The 18,420-nt window shown below is 56.0% G+C and carries 13 protein-coding genes; 4 read left to right on the forward strand and 9 right to left on the reverse strand.

Annotated features, from left to right (window positions below; translation table 11 throughout):
* Positions 1–128 precede the first annotated feature (128 nt).
* On the forward strand, positions 129–1,208 hold the full coding sequence (locus WW58_RS07945; RefSeq protein WP_102732522.1) for a M42 family metallopeptidase: 1,080 nt from the start codon (positions 129–131) through the stop codon (positions 1,206–1,208).
* 280 nt (positions 1,209–1,488) lie between these two features.
* Here the strand turns inward: WW58_RS07945 and WW58_RS07950 are convergent, their stop codons facing one another.
* The gene (locus tag WW58_RS07950) at positions 1,489–1,968 is read right to left on the reverse strand and encodes a MauE/DoxX family redox-associated membrane protein (protein ID WP_128154849.1); all 480 of its coding nucleotides are present in this window, start codon (positions 1,966–1,968) and stop codon (positions 1,489–1,491) included.
* Positions 1,969–1,975: 7 nt separating this feature from the next.
* Positions 1,976–4,717: a glycoside hydrolase family 2 TIM barrel-domain containing protein gene (locus WW58_RS07955; protein WP_215833622.1), complete on the reverse strand. Its 2,742-nt coding sequence runs from the start codon at positions 4,715–4,717 to the stop codon at positions 1,976–1,978.
* 270 nt (positions 4,718–4,987) lie between these two features.
* On the opposite strand from WW58_RS07955, the gene WW58_RS07960 reads away from it, so the two are divergent.
* From WW58_RS07960 to WW58_RS07970, 3 genes are all read left to right on the forward strand, one after another.
* Positions 4,988–6,019, forward strand: a complete 1,032-nt coding sequence (locus tag WW58_RS07960) for a rod shape-determining protein (protein ID WP_046436751.1) — start codon at positions 4,988–4,990, stop codon at positions 6,017–6,019.
* Between the two features lie 184 nt (positions 6,020–6,203).
* Positions 6,204–7,811, forward strand: coding sequence for an Rne/Rng family ribonuclease (locus WW58_RS07965; RefSeq protein ID WP_232051454.1), 1,608 nt, complete (start codon positions 6,204–6,206; stop codon positions 7,809–7,811).
* A gap of 64 nt (positions 7,812–7,875) precedes the next feature.
* Complete coding sequence (locus WW58_RS07970) at positions 7,876–8,997, forward strand: hypothetical protein (RefSeq protein ID WP_022198557.1); 1,122 nt, start codon at positions 7,876–7,878, stop codon at positions 8,995–8,997.
* Positions 8,998–9,466: 469 nt separating this feature from the next.
* Here WW58_RS07970 and WW58_RS07975 read toward each other — a convergent pair whose 3' ends face one another.
* From WW58_RS07975 to WW58_RS13310, 7 genes are all read right to left on the reverse strand, one after another.
* Entirely contained in the window at positions 9,467–10,510 is a 1,044-nt protein-coding gene (locus WW58_RS07975; RefSeq protein WP_143246968.1) for a hypothetical protein, read from the reverse strand.
* Between the two features lie 26 nt (positions 10,511–10,536).
* Complete coding sequence (locus WW58_RS07980; RefSeq protein WP_046436755.1) at positions 10,537–13,770, reverse strand: tetratricopeptide repeat protein; 3,234 nt, start codon at positions 13,768–13,770, stop codon at positions 10,537–10,539.
* Positions 13,771–14,930: 1,160 nt separating this feature from the next.
* Positions 14,931–15,389, reverse strand: coding sequence for an ExbD/TolR family protein (locus WW58_RS07990; protein ID WP_046436759.1), 459 nt, complete (start codon positions 15,387–15,389; stop codon positions 14,931–14,933).
* Between the two features lie 11 nt (positions 15,390–15,400).
* A complete protein-coding gene (locus WW58_RS07995; RefSeq protein WP_046436761.1) occupies positions 15,401–15,907 on the reverse strand; it encodes an ExbD/TolR family protein in 507 nt (168 codons plus the stop codon).
* A gap of 78 nt (positions 15,908–15,985) precedes the next feature.
* Positions 15,986–16,777 (reverse strand): MotA/TolQ/ExbB proton channel family protein, encoded by a 792-nt coding sequence (locus WW58_RS08000; protein ID WP_012419601.1) that lies wholly within the window; start codon positions 16,775–16,777, stop codon positions 15,986–15,988.
* Positions 16,778–16,869: 92 nt separating this feature from the next.
* Positions 16,870–17,508 carry an endonuclease III domain-containing protein gene (locus WW58_RS08005; protein ID WP_046436763.1) on the reverse strand — a complete coding sequence of 213 codons (639 nt, stop codon included), beginning with the start codon at positions 17,506–17,508 and terminating at the stop codon, positions 16,870–16,872.
* 87 nt (positions 17,509–17,595) lie between these two features.
* A complete protein-coding gene (locus WW58_RS13310) occupies positions 17,596–18,267 on the reverse strand; it encodes a 3D domain-containing protein (protein WP_012419603.1) in 672 nt (223 codons plus the stop codon).
* Between the last annotated feature and the right edge of the window lie 153 nt (positions 18,268–18,420).

Consider the following 18,420-nt stretch of genomic DNA (forward strand, 5'->3'; position numbering starts at 1 on the left):
CCCGTCTCCAGGCCCCGCCAGCTCCCTGTGCAGGCAGAGCTTTTATTCCCCGCTTTCCGGAAGGGCTCTCCCACCAGGAGCCGTGCTTTCCTGTTGAGCGCATGCCGGAACGGTGCTATACAAAAGCCATGAAGATCAGTGACGACAGCCTCGAATTTTTAACGGAACTTCTGGAAACCCCAAGCCCTTCCGGCTTTGAAATAGACGCCCAGCGCATCTGGGCGGACGAACTGCGCAAATATACGGAAGATGTCCAGTGCGACACCTACGGAAATACCTGGGCCGTCTTCCACGCGGACGCGGAAGAAGCTCCCACATTGATGATTGAAGCCCATGCGGATGAAATCGGCTTCATGATCCGCCATATCACCAAGGACGGCTTCCTGTATGTGGAACGCGTGGGCGGTACGGATACGGCCATCGCGCGGGGGCGCCGCGTGCGCTTCCTTGGTTCCCAGGGCGAAGTGATGGGGGTGACCGGAAACACGGCCATCCACTTGAGGGAACCCGGAGAAAAGGAACCCAAAATCTGGGAAATTTACGTAGACGTAGGCGCCTCCTCTGACAAGGAAGTAGCGGAACTCGGTCTGCGAGTGGGCCACGTTGGCGTTTACTGCGACGGCCCCATGCTGATGAATGAAAACAAGCTGGTATGCCGGGCTCTGGACAACCGGTTGAGCGGCTTCATCCTGTCGGAAATAGCCCGCAAGCTGTGCAAGCTGAAAAAGCCCGTCGCCTGGAACGTGGTGCTTGTCAATGCCGTGCAGGAAGAAGTGGGCTGCATTGGCGCGGGAATGATTACCCACCGCCTGCGTCCAGATGCGGCCATCTGCATTGACGTGACTCACGCCACGGACTCGCCCGGACTGGACAAGGGCAAATTTGGCGATATCAGGCTTGGAGGCGGCCCTGCGGTCATCCACGGCACAGCCAATCATCCCAATCTGGTGGCCCGTCTGGAAATCGTGGCGGACAAGAATAAAATACCGCTCCAGCATGAAGCCGCCGGACGCCGCACCGGAACGGATACGGACAGTATCTACGTCTCCCGCGACGGCGTGGCCTCCGCGCTGGTGTCCGTCCCCCTGCGCTACATGCATTCTCCGGTGGAAACGGCCTCTCTGACAGATGTGGAAAACACAATCAAGCTGTTGCTGGAACTGGTCAAATCCCTGACACCGGGAGACTTTTTCGGCCACAAGCTGTAATACGGAACGGACGGCGGCATTGTGGATATGAACCGTCCTGCCGGGGGAAGGCGCGTAAAGGAGGCAATTTCCCCCGGCATGCTCCAATGCGGCAGCATTCAGGCCGCACCTCTCATTTGAAGCAGGGGCGGAATTACCCGCCGCAGGCATCCTGCGCCCCCATACGGCATTCTCCGCTTCCCGGCAGCGCTTCCCGTTCACCGGGCCCTGGCTTCCTCCTCCGTCATATTTTCCCGGAAACTATTACGGACCGGAAAACGGCAGGCTCCTTTCCTTCCGGTCACATCTCACTGAAATCCAGCCGGGTCACATTAAAGTACGTTTTCCCTTTCCGGCAGGAATCCCACAGGAGAATAAGCATAAGGGAAAAGAGGACCAGTCTCCAGGCCACTTCAAAGGGGTAGCTGGTTACCACCCTCTCCACGCCGATGCAGTTGCACGAGAGGGAAAGCCCCCTGGCCCAGCCCTGGACGAACAACGCCACGAACGCGAACGTGAGCGCGCTGCCCAGCAGCGCTGCCCCGGCACAGGTTCTGCGAAACAGGAGTCCCATACCCACCGCAATCTCGCACGACACCCCCAGGCAGGCCAGGGGATGCCCCCAGGCCTCCGGGAAAATGGAAAAACGGTCGATCGTCTCCTGAAGCTGGTCCAGATGAAGCAGCTTGCGCACCGCAACAAAAAGGAAAAAGCCCCCCATCCCCAGCCGCAGCAGGAGCAGGCAGAAACGGATAATTTTTTCCCTTAGCATCATTGGCATATTCCGTTTATTCAAAGTGAGTCTGCTGGGCGCTCACTTTTTCATTGCGCAAACTGTTCAGTTCATGGCGCACCTTTTCCAGCTCCATCTGAAGGGACTTCTCCCGTTCGGAGGCAGGAGCCGCGGAGGAAGACGGCGTACCGGCAGCTTTCTTTTCGCAGTCTGCGGCGTCTTCCGTAAAGAGCATTTTCAACCCGGGAGCCTTCGTGTCAAACTTTATAATGCCGGAAACAGGCTTTTGGGAACCGGGATGCTTCACGGAAGCCCTCACCGTCACCGTGCCGGGCCTGGTTCCCAGACGCACCAGAGCCGGAGCGGACCCCCATTTAACGGACTGGGTCAGCGTGCCGTCCGGGGAATCCGTCAGAAGTTCGGCGGGACCTTCCACGGAAAAAACAATCTCCTCATCATTCAGTCGCTTCACCGTTCCGCGGCCATCCGTAACCTCCGCCACCACGGCAAACACGTCGGAACCGTTGGCGTAAAAATCCACTCCATCTTCCCGATCCAGAGTCAAACGGATTTTTTCCGCTCTCCGGGCCGGGCGGACTTCATGCCTGGTCACCACCTTGCCGCCTATCAGGCCTTCCGCCACCAATTTCACCGCCCCCTCCTTGCCTGACGAGGCAAGCTTCTTGTTTTCCATGAAGTCCCAGGCTTTCGGGAACACGACGGGAACGTGCTTGAGGCCTCCGGGACAGGACGCCACCTTCTTTTCCACCAGGGGTCCTCCGTTGACACTCAGGCGAACGGAATCACAATTGGAAAACACCGTCACGTCTTCCGGAGAAAAGGGAGTGCATTCATTGGCGATGTGCACCACAGGGCCGGAACCCAACCCGTTTCGCGTCTTCCGGGGACGCTGGGACATAAATGCGTAATAGGAGGTTTTGGGCTGCCTGAAAGCATCCAGAATACCGCCGTAGAAGGGATCCGGATGGTAACCGCGCTGATGGTCGAAAGGATGCCACAGGCAGCCGCCGAAATGATAGGCCGGAGCGGCGTTCAGCGTATCGTACGTCGTATATGGGAACGAGGTCTTGAGGTAGTGAAGGGCCTGCACCATCATGGGAGCTTCACCCCAGTGACGGGCTACACGGGAGGTGGAGTTGTGGGCGGACCAGGTATCCACGTTATCACCGAATTCACGGGTAAAATACGGTTTGCTGTTCTTCCGTTCCTTGATGGACCAGTGTTTGTCCCCCGTAACCGGGTGGGCATACAGAACTTCATAATGCTGGCTGCCCTGAGCCACCGCGTCGCAAGCGGTGTAGCATCCCTTGTACGGATATTCCTCATGCACCAGGTCGCGGGCCTTTTTGGCGAAATCCGCCGGGTAATGAGTTTCATTCAAAATAGGTTCCCACATCATCACGGAGGGATGGTTCCTATCCCGGCGCACCATCTGGCGGATATCGTCATACACCCGGTCAGCAAAAGGGCCGCTGCCCCAGAACTGCCAGCCCGGCGTGGCGACGATGACGAAAAGGCCCAGACGGTCGCAGGCGTCCATGAAAGCCGGATCCTGCGGATAATGGGCGCTCCGGATCACGCGCATGCCTGCCTTCCTCAATTTCACGGCATCCTGCCATTGCAGGTTGTTGGGCACTGCATTCCCAAGCCGGGCAAAATCCTGGTGCCTGTTGCCGCCAATCAGCTTTTCAGGAAACAGGGATCCATTGAGCACCAGCCCCTTTTCCGTAATTTCCACCGTCCGGACACCCACCCTTATGGAACGGTTGTCCAGCAAATGGGCCGGATCTTTGGAATGGTCCCCTCCAACAGCGTCCCATACTTCCACGCTCAACGTGTACAAATCGGGATTGTCCGGAGACCACGGTTTCACGTTGGAAAGCACAAGAGGAATATCCACTTCACCCGTGGAATGGGGCGGAATAGTCAGCGGAACCGTCTCCCCGGCAGGATCCACCCCCTTGGGGTCCGTCATCACCGCCTGCACGCGCACCTTCCGTTCCTTGTCTGCCTGGTTGGCCACCTGAACCTTCACCCCCACCTTGCCCTTGCGGGTACGGGGATCAAGAAATTCCGTCCGGAAAAAAACTCCCCCTCCGGCCACAGTTCCGGCCTCGTTCGGGTCCGTGATATACACGGGTCCGGTGGAAATGAGGTACACATCCCGGTAAATACCGCCAAAATAGGAAAAATCCAGGCCTTCCTGGGGTTTGCCGGGGGGATAGGAAGCGTCGTTGGAATTGTCCGCCTTCACGGCGATGACATTCTTTTGTCCCGGTTTCAGCCACTTGTCCAGATTGACAATCACGGGAAGATATCCGCCGAAATGCTCCGCGGCCTTCTCCCCATTCACCCAGACCTCGCTCTTTCCCATGATGCCCTCAAAATACAGGGTGTTTCTCCTCCCCTCCAACCGGGAGGGAGGAATAAATGTTTTCCGGTACCATACCGGCCCCTGGTAGTTGGAACAGCCGCTGGCCTCTTCCGGAAGAAGCTCAATGCCGTTGGGGAGGTTGACGGACTCCCAGGAGGAATCGTCAACATCCGGGCTGGCCGCTTCCTCCGGTGTCTTCTCTCCCTTGAACAGTTTCCAGCCCACATTCATGCCGTAAACGTCCCTTTTCGTTACGTTTTCCGGCAGGCGAAGAGCCCCTGCCACGGAATAGGCTCCCGTAGATGAAGCGGCCTCCTCCTGATCGGAAACCGCATCGGCATAAAGGGAAAAAGAGCCGGCCAGACATGCCGCCGTTATGAGAATGGTAGTGACTTTCATCATGGAATAGGGGAATGCAAAATTAATATACGGAGCTCCCCCGGCGCCATCTTTCATTCATATAATACATCCTTGCGTATAATGCAAATACATATGTCATCCGGCATCTTCCGCTTGACCTGGAAGGCATGTTTTTTCATAGTCGACTCGCCCTGTACGGGATTATCCCGCAGCCCCGGTCCGAGTGCCAGGTTTTCAGTCCCGTGAAAAGGAAAAAGCGAGGCGTTCCTCCACCGGCTGTCTCAGGGCTATGCCTTTATCCACTAGTTTTTTATGTCATCTTTCTTTCAGAAAATTGTCAAACTTTTCTCCTATGACATTGGCATTGACCTGGGCACCGCCAACACCCTGGTCAACGTCAAGGACCAGGGCATCGTTCTGCGCGAGCCTTCGGTCGTCGCTGTCAAGGGGGACAAGGTTCTGGCCGTGGGAGACGAAGCCAAGCGCATGCTGGGCCGCACCCCCGGCTCCGTCACGGCCATCCGGCCGTTGAAGGACGGCGTCATCGCCGACTTCTACATCACGGAGGAAATGCTCCGCTACTTCATCAAAAAAGCCACGTCCAGGTACTACCTGATCAAGCCGCGCGTGCTCATCGCCATCCCCTCCGGCATTACGGAAGTGGAACGCAGGGCCGTCAAGGAATCCGCAGAAGCGGCCGGAGCCCGCCGCGTGCATCTGATTGAAGAACCCATGGCCGCCGCTATCGGTGTAGGCCTTCCGGTTCAGGAAGCTGCGGGCAACATGATTGTGGACATCGGCGGCGGCACGACGGAAGTGGCGCTTATTTCCCTTTCCGGCATCGTTTACAGCCGTTCCGTCCGCTGCGCCGGGGATGAACTGGACGACGCCATCATCTCCTACATGAGGAGAACCTATAATCTCATGGTCGGGGAACGTACTGCCGAAGACATCAAAATCCGTATCGGCTCCGCCTATCCCCTGCCTCAGGAACTCTCTATCGAGGTCAAAGGCCGCGACCTGGTCGCGGGCCTGCCCAAGACAGTGACGATTCGATCGGAAGAAGTGCGTGAAGCGCTCACGGAACAGCTCAACACGATTGTTGACGCCGTGCGGACGACTTTGGAACGCTGCCCCCCTGAACTGGCCGCCGACCTTGTGGACCGGGGGATTGTTCTGGCTGGAGGAGGAGCTCTGCTGCGCGGGCTGGATCAGCTCCTGCATGAACAGACGGGACTGCCCATCCACATTGCGGAAGACCCTCTGAGCGCCGTTGCGGAAGGTACCGGGAAAGCCCTCCAGGAACTGGACTTCTTCACCAATGTTACTGATGCGGAAGACTAAAGACGGAATCTCCGGAGCAAGCGCTCCGGCCTTGCGTCTGCCGTACTGCCGCATCACATCAACGCAACTGCCTGCATGATTCCTTTCCGGCCATCCCTACAGCTTCAACTCCAGCCGCTCCTGACGGGAGACGGCCCACCGGAAACATTACGGGCAATAGCACACCCTAGCTTATTCTCACCCCGTGTTTACAAAAATGCTTAAAAAAATCAAACGGGCCTTCGGCTTCGGATCCTGCGATCCCATGGAAGGCTCCACTATCATCATCAATGCCGAAAAGCTCGAACGCCGCGTGGCCCTTCTGGAAAACGGCGTATTGGAAGAATACACCATTGAGCGCGAAGGCGAAGACAACATCGTAGGCGGCATTTTCAAAGGCCGCGTCAAGAACATCGAACCGGGCCTCAAAGCCATGTTCGTGGACATTGGGCAGGAAAAAAACGCCTTTCTGCACTTTTGGGACGCGCTTCCCGCCGCACTGGACTCCAGCCTGGAAGAAATCGAACGCGAAGGCCGTCCGAAAAAACAGCAGCGCAAAATCACGTCCAAAGACATCCCGGACATCTATCCCATCGGCTCTGAAATCATGGTGCAGGTCACCAAGGGACCGATCGGCACCAAGGGTCCCCGTGTCACAACGAACGTATCCCTGGCTGGACGCTACCTGGTCCTGATGCCCTTTACGGACCAGTTCGGCATCTCCCGTAAAATTGAAGACCCCAAAGAGCGCCTGCGCCTGCGCCAGATCATGCAGAAACTGAATGTTCCGGATGGAATGGGTATCATCATGCGCACGGTGGCACAGGGCCAGCGCTACCGCCACTTTGTCCGCGACCTCGCCATGCTGCTGGAACAATGGTACAGCGTGGAAGAAAAGAAGGAGGCCAATCCGGCCCCCGTCTGCGTGTACAAGGAACCGGATCTGATTGAACGCACGGCACGGGATTTCCTTACGGACACCGTAGACAACATCATCTGCGACAACGCGGAAACCACGGAACACATGCGCGCCATCGCCGGAAAAATCTCGCGCCGCGCCAAGCGCCACATCCAGCACTTCCCCGTGCGCACGCCTATCTTTGAAGAACTGGGAATTGAAAAACAAATCAATGAAGCTTTCCAGCGCCAGGTGCTCCTGCCCTGCGGAGGCTATTTGGTGATTGACGAAACGGAGGCGCTGATCGCCATTGACGTCAACACCGGACGCAACAAGGGAACCAAGGATCTGGACAAGACCATTCTGGATACCAATCTGGAAGCCGCCTATGAAATCGCGCGCCAGCTCCGTCTGCGCAACATCGGCGGTCTGGTGGTGGTGGACTTTATCGACATGCGCCACAGGAAGGACCAGCAGGCCGTTTACAAGGCCATGAAGGACCGCCTGAAACGGGACAAGGCAAAAACCCAGGTACTGCAGATCACCCCCATCGGCCTGATGGAAATGACGCGCCAGCGGCTCAACGAGAGCCTCCGGGAATCCGTTCATGATCCGTGCCCGTACTGCGGAGGCAGGGGACGCGTCAAATCCGTGATGACCATGAGCGTGGAAATCCAGCGGCAAATTTACGCCTGCATTCAGAAATACCGGGACACCATCGGGGACATGGTCATCGTCGTCAACTCGGAAGTGCTCTCCCGCTTCAAGAATGAAGACGCCAGTCTGCTCATGGAACTGGAACGCCAGCACAGCGGAAGGCTGATCTTCCGGGGCGACCACAACCAGCACCGCGAATCCTTCGCCATTTACGACGCCCGGTACGACAACAAGCCCCTCTACCAGTCCGGGCAATAGCCTGAAAATCAAATCCGGCTTTCCGGGCCGGGCGATACCCTCGCCCGGCCTTTTTTACGCCGCCATGAACAATATCCCCACTTCCCCCAACGACCCCGTCAACACGGACATTCTGCTGGTGGCGGAAGACCGCATCAAAGGGTTCCGCCGCCTGCCCTTCCACGCCATTTCCGAACAATGCGGACATCCTGTTCCGGTAGTTATCCAGCGGCTGAAAGCCATGATGGAGGCCGGAGTAGTGCGCCGCGTGCGCCAGACGCTGCTGGCGACCAAGCTGGCCCAGGGAGCCCTGGTGGCCTGGTCCCTGCCGGAGGAAAAACTGGATGCCGCTTTTGACTGGATGAAGGAGCAGGACCCTTTTACGGGCCATGTGGTGCTCCGCAATACGGATGCGGCCAACCCCGGCGCCAACTACAGGCTCTGGACCACGGTCAAGGTGCCCGTGGGATGCGGTACGCCGGAAGAACACTGCGGCATCCTGAAACGCCATATCGGAGCGGACGGCTATGTTCTGCTGCCGGCGCGCGGCGTCTTTGCGCTGGGAGTGGGACACATGCGCCGCAGGGGACTCAGGCCCGGAGAAAAAACCCCGGAACCGGCTCCCATGCAGGAAACGAAAACCGTTTCTCTCTCCGAACTGGAATGGAAGGTGCTCCTCTCCGTCAAGGAACAGCTCAGGCCTGAGGAAATGGTGGAAGATCCCTGGTCCCTCCGTGCCGCACGGGAAGGGCTGGGAACGGAAGAATACTGCCGCACGGCAGAAGAACTGGATCGGAAGCAGGTCATCGGCCGTTTCGCCACTTTTCTGGAACATGTGAGAGCCAAAACGGACGACGGCCCTGTTACCAAATACAACGGACTGTTCCATTGGACGGTTCCCTCCGGCATGGAAATCCGGGCAGGAGCGGAATGCGGGCGCCACATCTGCATGACCCATTGTTATTGGAGAACGGGCGGAGATGTTTTTGGAGGAGCGCAAATCATGGGTGTGGTGCACGGATTGGAAAAAGATGCCGTTTTGGAACACAAGGCGGCGATTGACCGTCATCTGGAGGCCTCCGGCATTCCCATCCTCCACACGGCTGTTTTCTGGGGCGAACGTTCGGAAATCAAGCCTTCCGAAATTTCTCCGGAACTGTATAGGAAATGGATGGAAGAAGTAAAAAAAGCTCCCGTTCTGCAGTAACTCCCTTCTCCACGCCCGCCTCCGGCGGTCTTCCCCCGGTCGAACAGCTTTTCCCTCCGAACTCCCGCGAATGCCGTCACGAAGCCACAAGCATTTTTAATGCTGCAACTGAGATGCCGGCTGTTTCCCCTCCCTCCGTCCTGCTGTACCGCTTAGTTCCCTGTTCCCGGCCTACAGCGGCTTAATACCGTTTTTCCGGACGTTCCAGGATCTTTGATACATCTTCCTGTCAATTCAGGAAACGGGACTGAAGAAATCCATTTCAAGCCTTCAGGGAGACGCACGTCCCAATCTGATGAGCTATTCATGTTCTCCTTTGCTACGACGCTGTTTCCTTTCCGGATACACCGGGAGAGGCTTCTGCCTGCAGAAACAAGAAGAAGGCAACATAAGGGACGCCTCCCCCTTACGGGGAGGCGTCCCTTATTAAAGAAATATCGGCCGGCGAACAACCTGCCGCGAAGCTTTATCACTGCTTTTTCTGCGGCTGTGCGGGAGCCTGGTCAGGAGCCTTGGCGGGAGCAACAGCGGCCGGATGCTTGTAGGAAACCGCAAAACCGTCATACTTGGCCGGCAGCTTCCTGTCCGGGAACATCAGTTCATGCAAACGGTACAGGGCGGCCGCTTCCTTAACAGGAGCGGGACGGGACTTCATCCGTGAATCCGGAATCACAGCTTCGGGATTATTCTTCCTGGATTCCACGGCAGATGAGACGACGGGATTCTCAAAGAATTTGACAACATCCGGCATGCACAGGTAGGCATCCAGGGAGCGGGCCACGCAGGCAGACGCCAGTTCTTCATCGGAACCATGCAGCAAAACCAGAGCTTCCGCAAAATAATCCAGAGCCTTGTTCCAATCCTGGGCCACCATGGCGGCCGCACCCAGGGCATATTTCATCCGCGCCTGCTGGAGGCGGGTGGCATTCTTTTTGGTTGCCAGGAAAGAACCGGCACGGCTTTTCACGCCGTTCCAGTCCTTATCCGGAATCAAGGCCATGATTTTTGCCACCTCCAGGTCATTCTGGGCGGAAGGGGACAGATTGGCCCCTCTGACGGGAAACTTGGCCGCCAACCCTTTGACTCCGGCCCAATCCATCATGCGCATGGCGCACTCCAGTTCATAGACGGCCGCCCGGGCGGACAGGCTGTCCTTGATGGAAAGCGTTGAGGCATACTTATTCACCAGAGCGTGGAATTTGTTGCGGGCTTCCTGGTACTTCCGGTTTTCCATAGCCACCTTGGCATCCACAAAGTCGGCCGTTTCAAAAATATACAGCGTCTTGAAGGCGCTGTCCATCTGCTGAAGGACTTCCTGGGATTCCCTGCTCTCCACAAACTGGACCGTGGGTCCATTGGCGGAAAGAATGTAGATATCCGTCGGATGGCCATTCTTGATGGTCGGTGCGGCAACTCTGGCGCGCAGGCGCTGGGGATTCTGGGCATTCTGGGCCATGGACGGAACCAGGGAGGACAGTCCGGCCAATACCATTATTACTGAAAGTGCTTTCATATGATTGATTACTAAACCTCTTGTTATTATTTCTGGCCCTTGGCGGCGCGTACGGCTGCTTCATAGGCGGCAATGTCCGCCCGTTCCTGACTGACGGCAGGATCGGAACCGAACTTGGCCGTCTTATCCTTCACCTCATTGACCAGGGCGCTGTCCTCCGCCGTCATCTTCTTGCGGTTGGCGGGAGTATCCAGCAACTGCACGTACTGGCTGCCGGCCTTCCAGGCAACGTACCTGTCGGAAGGCTGCTTGCCCGCACCCTGGGACATCGTATTCCTCTTCCACAGCGTATCCATCTGCGCCAGCACGGCGGGGGCGGACCACTTCACGAGCCCCTTGTACGTACCCGTGATGTTCATGAAGTTAATCAACGCCTTGTCCAGTTCATTCTGCTTCAGGTAGGCTTCACCCTGCAAATAGAGGACTTCCGGCAGATTCTTCTTATAGGTCTTGTTTTCGCGGTACTTGTCGGCAGCGGCAATGACGGCCGGCCAGTCCTGGCGGGCGAAAGTGAACTTGACCAGATTGTACTGGGCGTCTTCCATGGCTTTGCGGTCCGGGTTGGAGCTGGATTCTTCCTTGCTCAGTTCATCCCTCATCATCTTGATGGCGGTGTCCACCTTGGCGTTATCCTTGCTGCGTCCCAGAGCTACGGCTTTCCCGAAGACCGCATTCTTGCGGTACTTGGACATGCCGTTGATGCGAGCCTTCTTACGCACCGGATCAGGTTCCGACGGGTCCAGGATTTCATCAAAGTAAGCGATGCTTTCTTCAGGCTGGGAAGTGCCGGCCAGGTGCATGCCAAGCTTCACAAGCGTGTACGGGGGCAGATCGGAAGGTTTGAAGTCGCGCTTCAGCTCCACGAAGAGCTGCTTGACCAGACCTTCCAAGGCGGCTTTCTCGGCACGCTGTTCGTCCGTCTCCACAGGAGCCTTTTCATACCGTTCCTGAGTTTGGGCAATAACGGCCATGCGAAGCATGGCGCTCAGCGTCTTGTCTTTATCATTGTCCACGCCGGGGAACCGGTAGAAGTGGTTGCGCATGGCATTGGCATCCAGATTGCGGCCCAGGGCCTGATTGCCGGCCATGTACGTCTTGGTATAGGAATTGACGGCTTCTTCCAGAAGAACGGTCATCTTGGGATCGTCCTTCTTGCCTTCCCTCACAATAATTTCCTGCATCTTGACGGATGCCGGGTCAAACATCTCCTTGTCATCCTTGAAGAATTCCATGGCGGCGGCGGCCAGCTGGAGGCTGTAGCGGCTGCCGGGCTGGTCGCTGTCTTTCCAGTACTCGTCATACCATTTCTTGACCTCGTCCCGGCGCGCCGTCCTGGCCGTTTCCACGGCTTCCTTCGGTTCTACCGGAAGAGGCTTCTTGGTAGCGTTAATAAACAGGTTGTACACGGCCTCCGCAGCGGGACGCTTGTCGCCCAGCTTCTTGGCGGACTCCAGAGCGGCCAGGAAATAGCCTTCCGCTTCCTGCTCATGTTCCTTGCTGCCGGCATACAGATTAGCCAGCAGATTGTTGGCATACGGGAACAGGCGGTGGTCTTTGAAATTGTCCACAATTTCCTTCGCATCTTTCGCGGCGAGCTCTTCGTCTCCGGGGTTCTTGCGGTTTAGGTAGTTGAAGGCCCGGTCATACAATACGGCGGCCATATTGGCCTCACCTTTGTCCGGGAAACGGGCAATGTAATTGGTAAAGGACCGGATGGCTTCATCCGTATTGCCCAGGTTCGTGTAGGTTTCACCAAGAAGGTACATGGCCGTTTTCAGATAAGTGCTGTCACGGTATTCCTTCACGAAGCGTTCCAGCACCGGCACCGCTTCCTTATAACGGGAGGCGTCGGCAGCCCCCAGGTTGAACAGGGAGGCTCCTTTGCAGTACAGGGCCAGTTCATAGAACTTATGGGTGGGGTCATCCTTATGCAGCTCCATGACCTTGTCCGCCTGCTGAACGCAGAGATCGAATTTCTTTTCCTTCAGAAGCCCTTCCAAAGACAGCGTATTAAGCATGGGAGCATACTTGGAATTGGGGAATTCCTTCAGGTGCTGCGCCACAAGCTCGCCTCCCTTGTCCGCTTCTCCCAGCTGCCAGGTGGTCATTGCCAGATAATACAGGTTATCCTCCCTGCCCGGAGCATCCGGGTAGGATTCATTGATAAGCTGGTAGGCGGCGCGGGCAACCCTTTGGGAACCATGCACCAAGGCCTGGTTGCCCATGAAGCTGAACGTAAAAGCGTCCATGACCTTTCCTTCCTCCTTCATCTTGTTGAACTGGTCGATCAGGGCTGTCACCTTCGCTCTGTCCAGCGTATGGGAAAAATCCGTCACGCCAGGCACGGCCCCGTTGGCACGGCCCAGACGATCCAGGGAATAATTGGCATCCGCCATGACTCCGGACTGATCGGGAAGAAGGCCCATCAGCACCATCGCCAGGGAAGCATAATCTTCAGACTCTTTCTGCTTTCCATCCTGAAGCAGGGAACGGGATTTCTCCAGCACTTCCGCAACGTAGCTCACCAGCCGCGGAGTGTACAAAGCCACACGCGTGGGGCTGATATTCATCACGGAAGGGTAGTTTTCCACAAACTTCACCGTCTCACTGCATTTGCCGGTCTTAATAGCGGCATCCACCATCGCCAGGAAGCCATTGGTAATAACGGCATCCGTAATGCGGCGCCCCTTGTAGCGTGACGTAACGCAAGAGGTAAGGTTTTCCATTCCTTTTTCAAAAGCAGGCGGGGACATCTTGAAATAGCATTGGGCCAGAAGCCCCTGCACTTCACCGGCATTGACGTTTCTGGCGACAGGATCGCTGCGGTATTCTTTCAAGAATTTTTCCAGCAGCTCCGCGCCCTTGGCAAAATCCCCAAGACGGCAGTAGTTTTCCCCTTCCCGGAACAGGGCCATTTTCACGAGCTGGTTTTTAGCGCTCGGGAACTTGGTGTAACAAGCCTTGAACGCTTCCACAGCTTCCTTGTAATTCTTCAGCTGGGCCAGACAGACGCCCTTCTGGTAATAGAACCAGCCGAAGCCGTCATCCAGCCCCAGCATCTTGATACGGGGTTCATAAACGCGGATGCAGCGATCCACGGCATCCAGGGCTTCCTGCCACTTCCCTTCCTTAATGGCCGTCAGGGCCGTGCGCTGGTAATCGCGCGGGCCATGCTGGGCGCCGGATGGAAGAACCGCCCCGATACTCAGCACGGAAACCAGGCCTGCAGCCAGTGCAGTAGTATAGTTTGATTTGATCATGTGTTTAAAATTCGTTGAAACAGAAGAGATAATAAAACAGGCGCAATATCCGTGCAAATACACGGAATACACCTATCTGTAATGGATTGCGTCATTTTAACAAGATGTGTCAAACTCTAAAGAAGAAAGTTTTATCTTTTTAGTCATCCTTGCAAGAAAGTTCTTCCATCCCGCGTTTATCGGGAGTTGGAACAGGTCGGCGCCGCCCGGCCGGGAAAATACTGCTTTTTCAATACCCTGCTACACACTCTGCGGCCAAAGGAATGCACGCTTTCCGCCTTCAAAAGTTTTTCGGTGGAACACAGCCTACTGCTCCATCATGCCCTTAAGGAGCCTCGAATCCCGTCTGTCAAGATGCCAGAGGCATATTTAACATGGCGCAAACATATCGTCCGCCCAACCGGAATTCCATTTTTCCGGCATCCGCAGCCATACCGGCCTTCTCCCCGGCAACAGCTACCCCTCCCCTCTCAGTTCTCCTTTTTCAACATGAAATCCCATTCGCGAGTTGAAAGGAAATATCATGAAAAAACAGCTATTCTTCCCCACGGGAGGTACGGGAAAATACACTTCCTCCCCGTACTTCCTAATAACAACATCATTTCCCGAAAATCATCAACAAGGATTTTCCTGTTATTGCACAAATAAGATAAAGGCTTCGAGCCGCCTTTCTCTCTGCTCTGCTGCACCCTCCTTCCAATATACTCTTTCCATCTCTCCCGTGAATGAACTGGTTTTCTGAAGCCAGCCCTTCCAATACTCTCCTGAATCCGAATCTCCTGACTGCCTCTCCTCCTCCCAGCCAGACACGGAATGCAATACTGAAAAAAACGGCAACATTTCTCCTGAAGCTCCGTTCCCGGACAGAATTCACGGCTATCCGCCCGCCACCTGCGGTTTCACAAAAGGGAAAAACGGATTCAGAACCGGGCTATGAAAGGAGTATTGCTCCAGCCAAAACCGCATATCCCAACCAGAACATTTACCGTACAATAAAAAGGGCATGGTCCGGCTTCGGATTTCTCCACAGGGCTTCCCCTCCTTGCCGCAAAATGCTGCCGTATGCGGGCGTCCGTTTCTCCCGTCAATAACAAAAAGCTTCCGCTCCTTTTGGGGAGCGGAAGCTGAGAGTCAATGAAAAAAATAAGGGTAATTTATTTTTAGTCGTTCTTAAGGTCGGTCAGAGCCACCGTTGTAATCCCGGCCTCCGTCAACGCATTCATGACGTCAATAACGCGCTGGTGGGGAACATCCCCTTCCACCCACAACTGCACTACCGGCTTGGTGCCTACAGCGCTGGCCTCCTGTTTTTTGGCTTCCAGCTGCTGCACGAGCGTCGCCAGGTTATGGTTGTTCATGTCATTGTCGATCATCAGGCTGTTGTCCTTACCCCAGTAAATAGTACCGTCCTTGATGATGCGGATCAGCGCCGGCTCAATCTGGGAGGCGTTTTCGCCCATGGATTGGCCCGGCATGGACATATCCAGCTTGCGTTCCTGAATCAGGGAAGTCGCCACAATGAAGTAAATCAACAGAAGGAAACATACGTCGATAAGGGAAGAAATATCCAGCTTGGGATCTTCATCCTCGACTGCCTCTAGTTTTTTATGTCTTGCCATAGCGCGTAATGTTATTCAGCCTTGGTTGCAGGAGAGGAATTCTTGGCAGGCAGAACGGCAAAAATCACTTTGATGACACCGCATTCCGCAGCCACGCGGATTACCTCCCGGGACCCTTTGAAGAGGGCCTGCTGGTCGCCGCGCAGATAAAGGCGCGTTTCAAAATCCTGCCTGTCCTTGAAGCGTTCCGCAAGGTTCTTGATATATTCCTTGAGTTCGTCGGAGGAATTGAGCGGAGTGCCTACGTCGGAGGACCAGAGAACGCTGGGATCTACGCCGGGCGGCCGCTTACCCGCACCTTCCCCATAAACATTCACCACAATGCAGCCGTTGGCGGATTTCACTTCACCGGAGCTGCTGGCCGTGGGCATCTGAATGTTCTTATCCTTTTTAACGGTAATGGCCGTAGCGTTCACCACGAAGAAAATCAACAGGAGGAAAACCATGTCGATCATGGGGGACATATCCATTTCCCCATTTTCTTCTTCAGGCGCTACATTAGCTTTTTTCTTACCCATAAGCTACATTTTGTTGAGGTTCTCCGGCCCGGTTCCGACTGAGCGGACGCTTCTGGGCCGGACCGCCTGTTCCGGCAATCAGGCCAGGCCTTCGGGGATGCGGGCAAGCTGGGCTTCGGCATTCACCACGTTGATGGAGGTGTTCACCATTTCCTGCACAGTGCCCACACATTCGGCAATCTGGGCGTTGGCAATGCCCTTCTGGAAGAAGAAGAACGGAGTGGCGATAATGGCGTTGATCAATCCCCAGAACGTTGTCAGAAGAGCCACGGAAATGTCACCGGCCAGCTGGGTGGGGTCCGCCTGGCCGGCGGTAGCCAGCGTCCCGAACGCGCCCACCATCCCCTGCACCGTCCCGAACAGGCCGAGCATGGGAGAAATCTGCGCGCAAAGGGCCAGCATGTTGATCCATTTGAACACGGAACGGCTTTCATTGGCCGTAAAGTCGGCCACGGCGTCTTCAATAGCATCTTTGCCGAGGTCTTCCGGACGGGTAGCGTCCACATTCGGCAGGGCGTAGGCAACCAGACGGCCCAAATAGGTGGGACTGCCGGCCGCAACTTCAATGGCGGACCGGATGCGGCATTCGGCCATCAGCTGCAACAGAGTGACCTTGAGATCTTCCGGGCAGAATTTTTCCTTTTTCAGGGCTACCATGTTGTAAATCACCAGGAAAATGATGAAAGCTTCCACCAGCATAATCGGAATCATGGTCCAACCACCGGCGATGATCCATTTGTCAAGCATGGTCTGTTCCTGCGGGGCAACGGCTTCGGCGGCTTCCTGAGCGAAAGCGGATGTAGAAAACGCAGCCATCAGGACGGAAGCAAATGCAACGAAACGGAAACCCAGTCTAAAAAGGTTCTTCATAATTTAAGTTATATGGTTGTTCGAAAAGATACTGGTGTATTAAAGCATGCAAATTCAGACTTGCAAGCATCATTTTAGACCCTGTAAAAAATTCAGACGCCTTCGCAGCCGCTCTCCCGGGCCAGCCGGCTGCAGATGGGGCAGCGCCCCCCGCATCCCCGCGCAGGACAATATTCACGGCCGTACAAGACAATACGCAGATGAAGATCTCCCCATGATTTTTCAGGGAAAAGGCTTTTCAAATCGCGTTCCACGGTTTCCACCGTTTTTCCCGTGCTCAGCCCCCACAGCCGTGAAAGGCGGAAAATGTGGGTATCCACCGGAAAGGCGGGAACGCCAAAGGCCTGAACCATGACGACGGAAGCCGTTTTATGCCCCACCCCCGGAAGAGACTCCAGAGCAGCAAAGTCGCAAGGAACCTTTCCCTCATATTTTTCCACCAGGATGCGGCTGAGGTTCACGATGGCGGATGCCTTCCTTTCCGAGAGGCCGCAGGGCCTCACAATTTCCCGGACCGCTTCCACATCCTGCCGGGCCATTTCCTCCTGGGTGGAGGCCAGGGCAAACAGAGCAGGGGTCACCAGATTCACCCGCTTGTCCGTACACTGGGCAGACAAGAGAACCGCCACCAGCAGCGTGTAAGCGTCGCGGTGCACCAGGGGAATGGGAGGAGCCCCGTACAGGGACATGAGTTCCTCCTGGACAATGGAAGCCCGTTTTTCCGTATTCATGCCGCCAGATTACCACTCCGCCCGCACGGCGGAAAATAAAAAAGCGCCGCCATGCAGCGATGGCGGCGCCGGGATGGAAAACATGGGTCAGTCGGCCTTGGCATAAAACCCCTTGGAAACGCGGTGCTGCAGGGCCGCATACATGGCGCGGCAGTGCCTGTAGCCGCGACGGCTGCCGAGCACCTCCAGACTGTTGGCGGGATCTCCCCAGCGGACGATAGTCAGTTCCACATAACGGCGGCCCCATTCCTTCATCAGCTTTTTGTTGGGCTGGTAAATATCAATGGTTCCGGTGCCGACCAGGGCGCTTCCGTAATCATCAACAACGTAAAGGTAGGGCTGGCCCTTGATGCGGAAAGTAGTCCCCAAAGGATAAACGGACCAGTCTGCAGCGGCGCTGCGGACGGAAGACGTGTATTTCAGCGCCGTACCGACGGCATTCCGGGGACCGTAGGCCAAATGGTCGCGCTCGGAATGGGTATAAGCCGTGGTGCGCACTACGCGGGTACGCTGGGCGGGATGATAAAACGGCATCTTGTGCTTGTCGCGCCCCAACTTGGGAAGTTTGGAAGAAGGCGCTGCCGAACGACTGGGCGCCAGGGGCTGGACGAATCCCTGGGCAGTTTCACCTACACGGGCCAAAACAAGAGCGTCACTACTGGATTTCCCCATGCCGGTTACAGCGCCGTTTGTCGAACAGCTGCTGACAAACATGGCCGCGACGGCACAAGACAGGGTGGCAATTATTCTTAAATTCATGCGGTACGAGGTTAGGCGCCATACACATGGCAGTCACTCCGGCAAAACCTTCAGGCCATGTGCGAAAGCCGGAAAATCGGCAACGGCGGCTCTTGGGTACGAAATAATCCCTGCCTTGGCAATCCTTTTTTTCCGCCCACCCCCTCCCAAACA

Origin of the sequence: Akkermansia sp. UNK.MGS-1, assembly GCF_000980515.1 — a bacterium.
In the GTDB taxonomy this organism is placed as follows: Bacteria; Verrucomicrobiota; Verrucomicrobiia; order Verrucomicrobiales; family Akkermansiaceae; genus Akkermansia; species Akkermansia muciniphila.

Bases quoted from the DNA above. Each gene is read 5' to 3' on its own strand.
- WW58_RS07970 (WP_022198557.1), top strand. From the start codon at position 7,876: ATGAACAATATCCCCACTTCCCCCAACGACCCCGTCAACACGGACATT.
- WW58_RS07975 (WP_143246968.1), bottom strand. From the start codon at position 10,510: ATGAAAGCACTTTCAGTAATAATGGTATTGGCCGGACTGTCCTCCCTG.
- WW58_RS07945 (WP_102732522.1), top strand. From the start codon at position 129: ATGAAGATCAGTGACGACAGCCTCGAATTTTTAACGGAACTTCTGGAA.
- WW58_RS07955 (WP_215833622.1), bottom strand. From the start codon at position 4,717: ATGATGAAAGTCACTACCATTCTCATAACGGCGGCATGTCTGGCCGGC.
- WW58_RS07990 (WP_046436759.1), bottom strand. From the start codon at position 15,389: ATGGCAAGACATAAAAAACTAGAGGCAGTCGAGGATGAAGATCCCAAG.
- WW58_RS13310 (WP_012419603.1), bottom strand. From the start codon at position 18,267: ATGAATTTAAGAATAATTGCCACCCTGTCTTGTGCCGTCGCGGCCATG.
- WW58_RS08005 (WP_046436763.1), bottom strand. From the start codon at position 17,508: ATGAATACGGAAAAACGGGCTTCCATTGTCCAGGAGGAACTCATGTCC.
- WW58_RS07980 (WP_046436755.1), bottom strand. From the start codon at position 13,770: ATGATCAAATCAAACTATACTACTGCACTGGCTGCAGGCCTGGTTTCC.
- WW58_RS07950 (WP_128154849.1), bottom strand. From the start codon at position 1,968: ATGCCAATGATGCTAAGGGAAAAAATTATCCGTTTCTGCCTGCTCCTG.
- WW58_RS08000 (WP_012419601.1), bottom strand. From the start codon at position 16,777: ATGAAGAACCTTTTTAGACTGGGTTTCCGTTTCGTTGCATTTGCTTCC.
- WW58_RS07960 (WP_046436751.1), top strand. From the start codon at position 4,988: ATGTCATCTTTCTTTCAGAAAATTGTCAAACTTTTCTCCTATGACATT.
- WW58_RS07995 (WP_046436761.1), bottom strand. From the start codon at position 15,907: ATGGGTAAGAAAAAAGCTAATGTAGCGCCTGAAGAAGAAAATGGGGAA.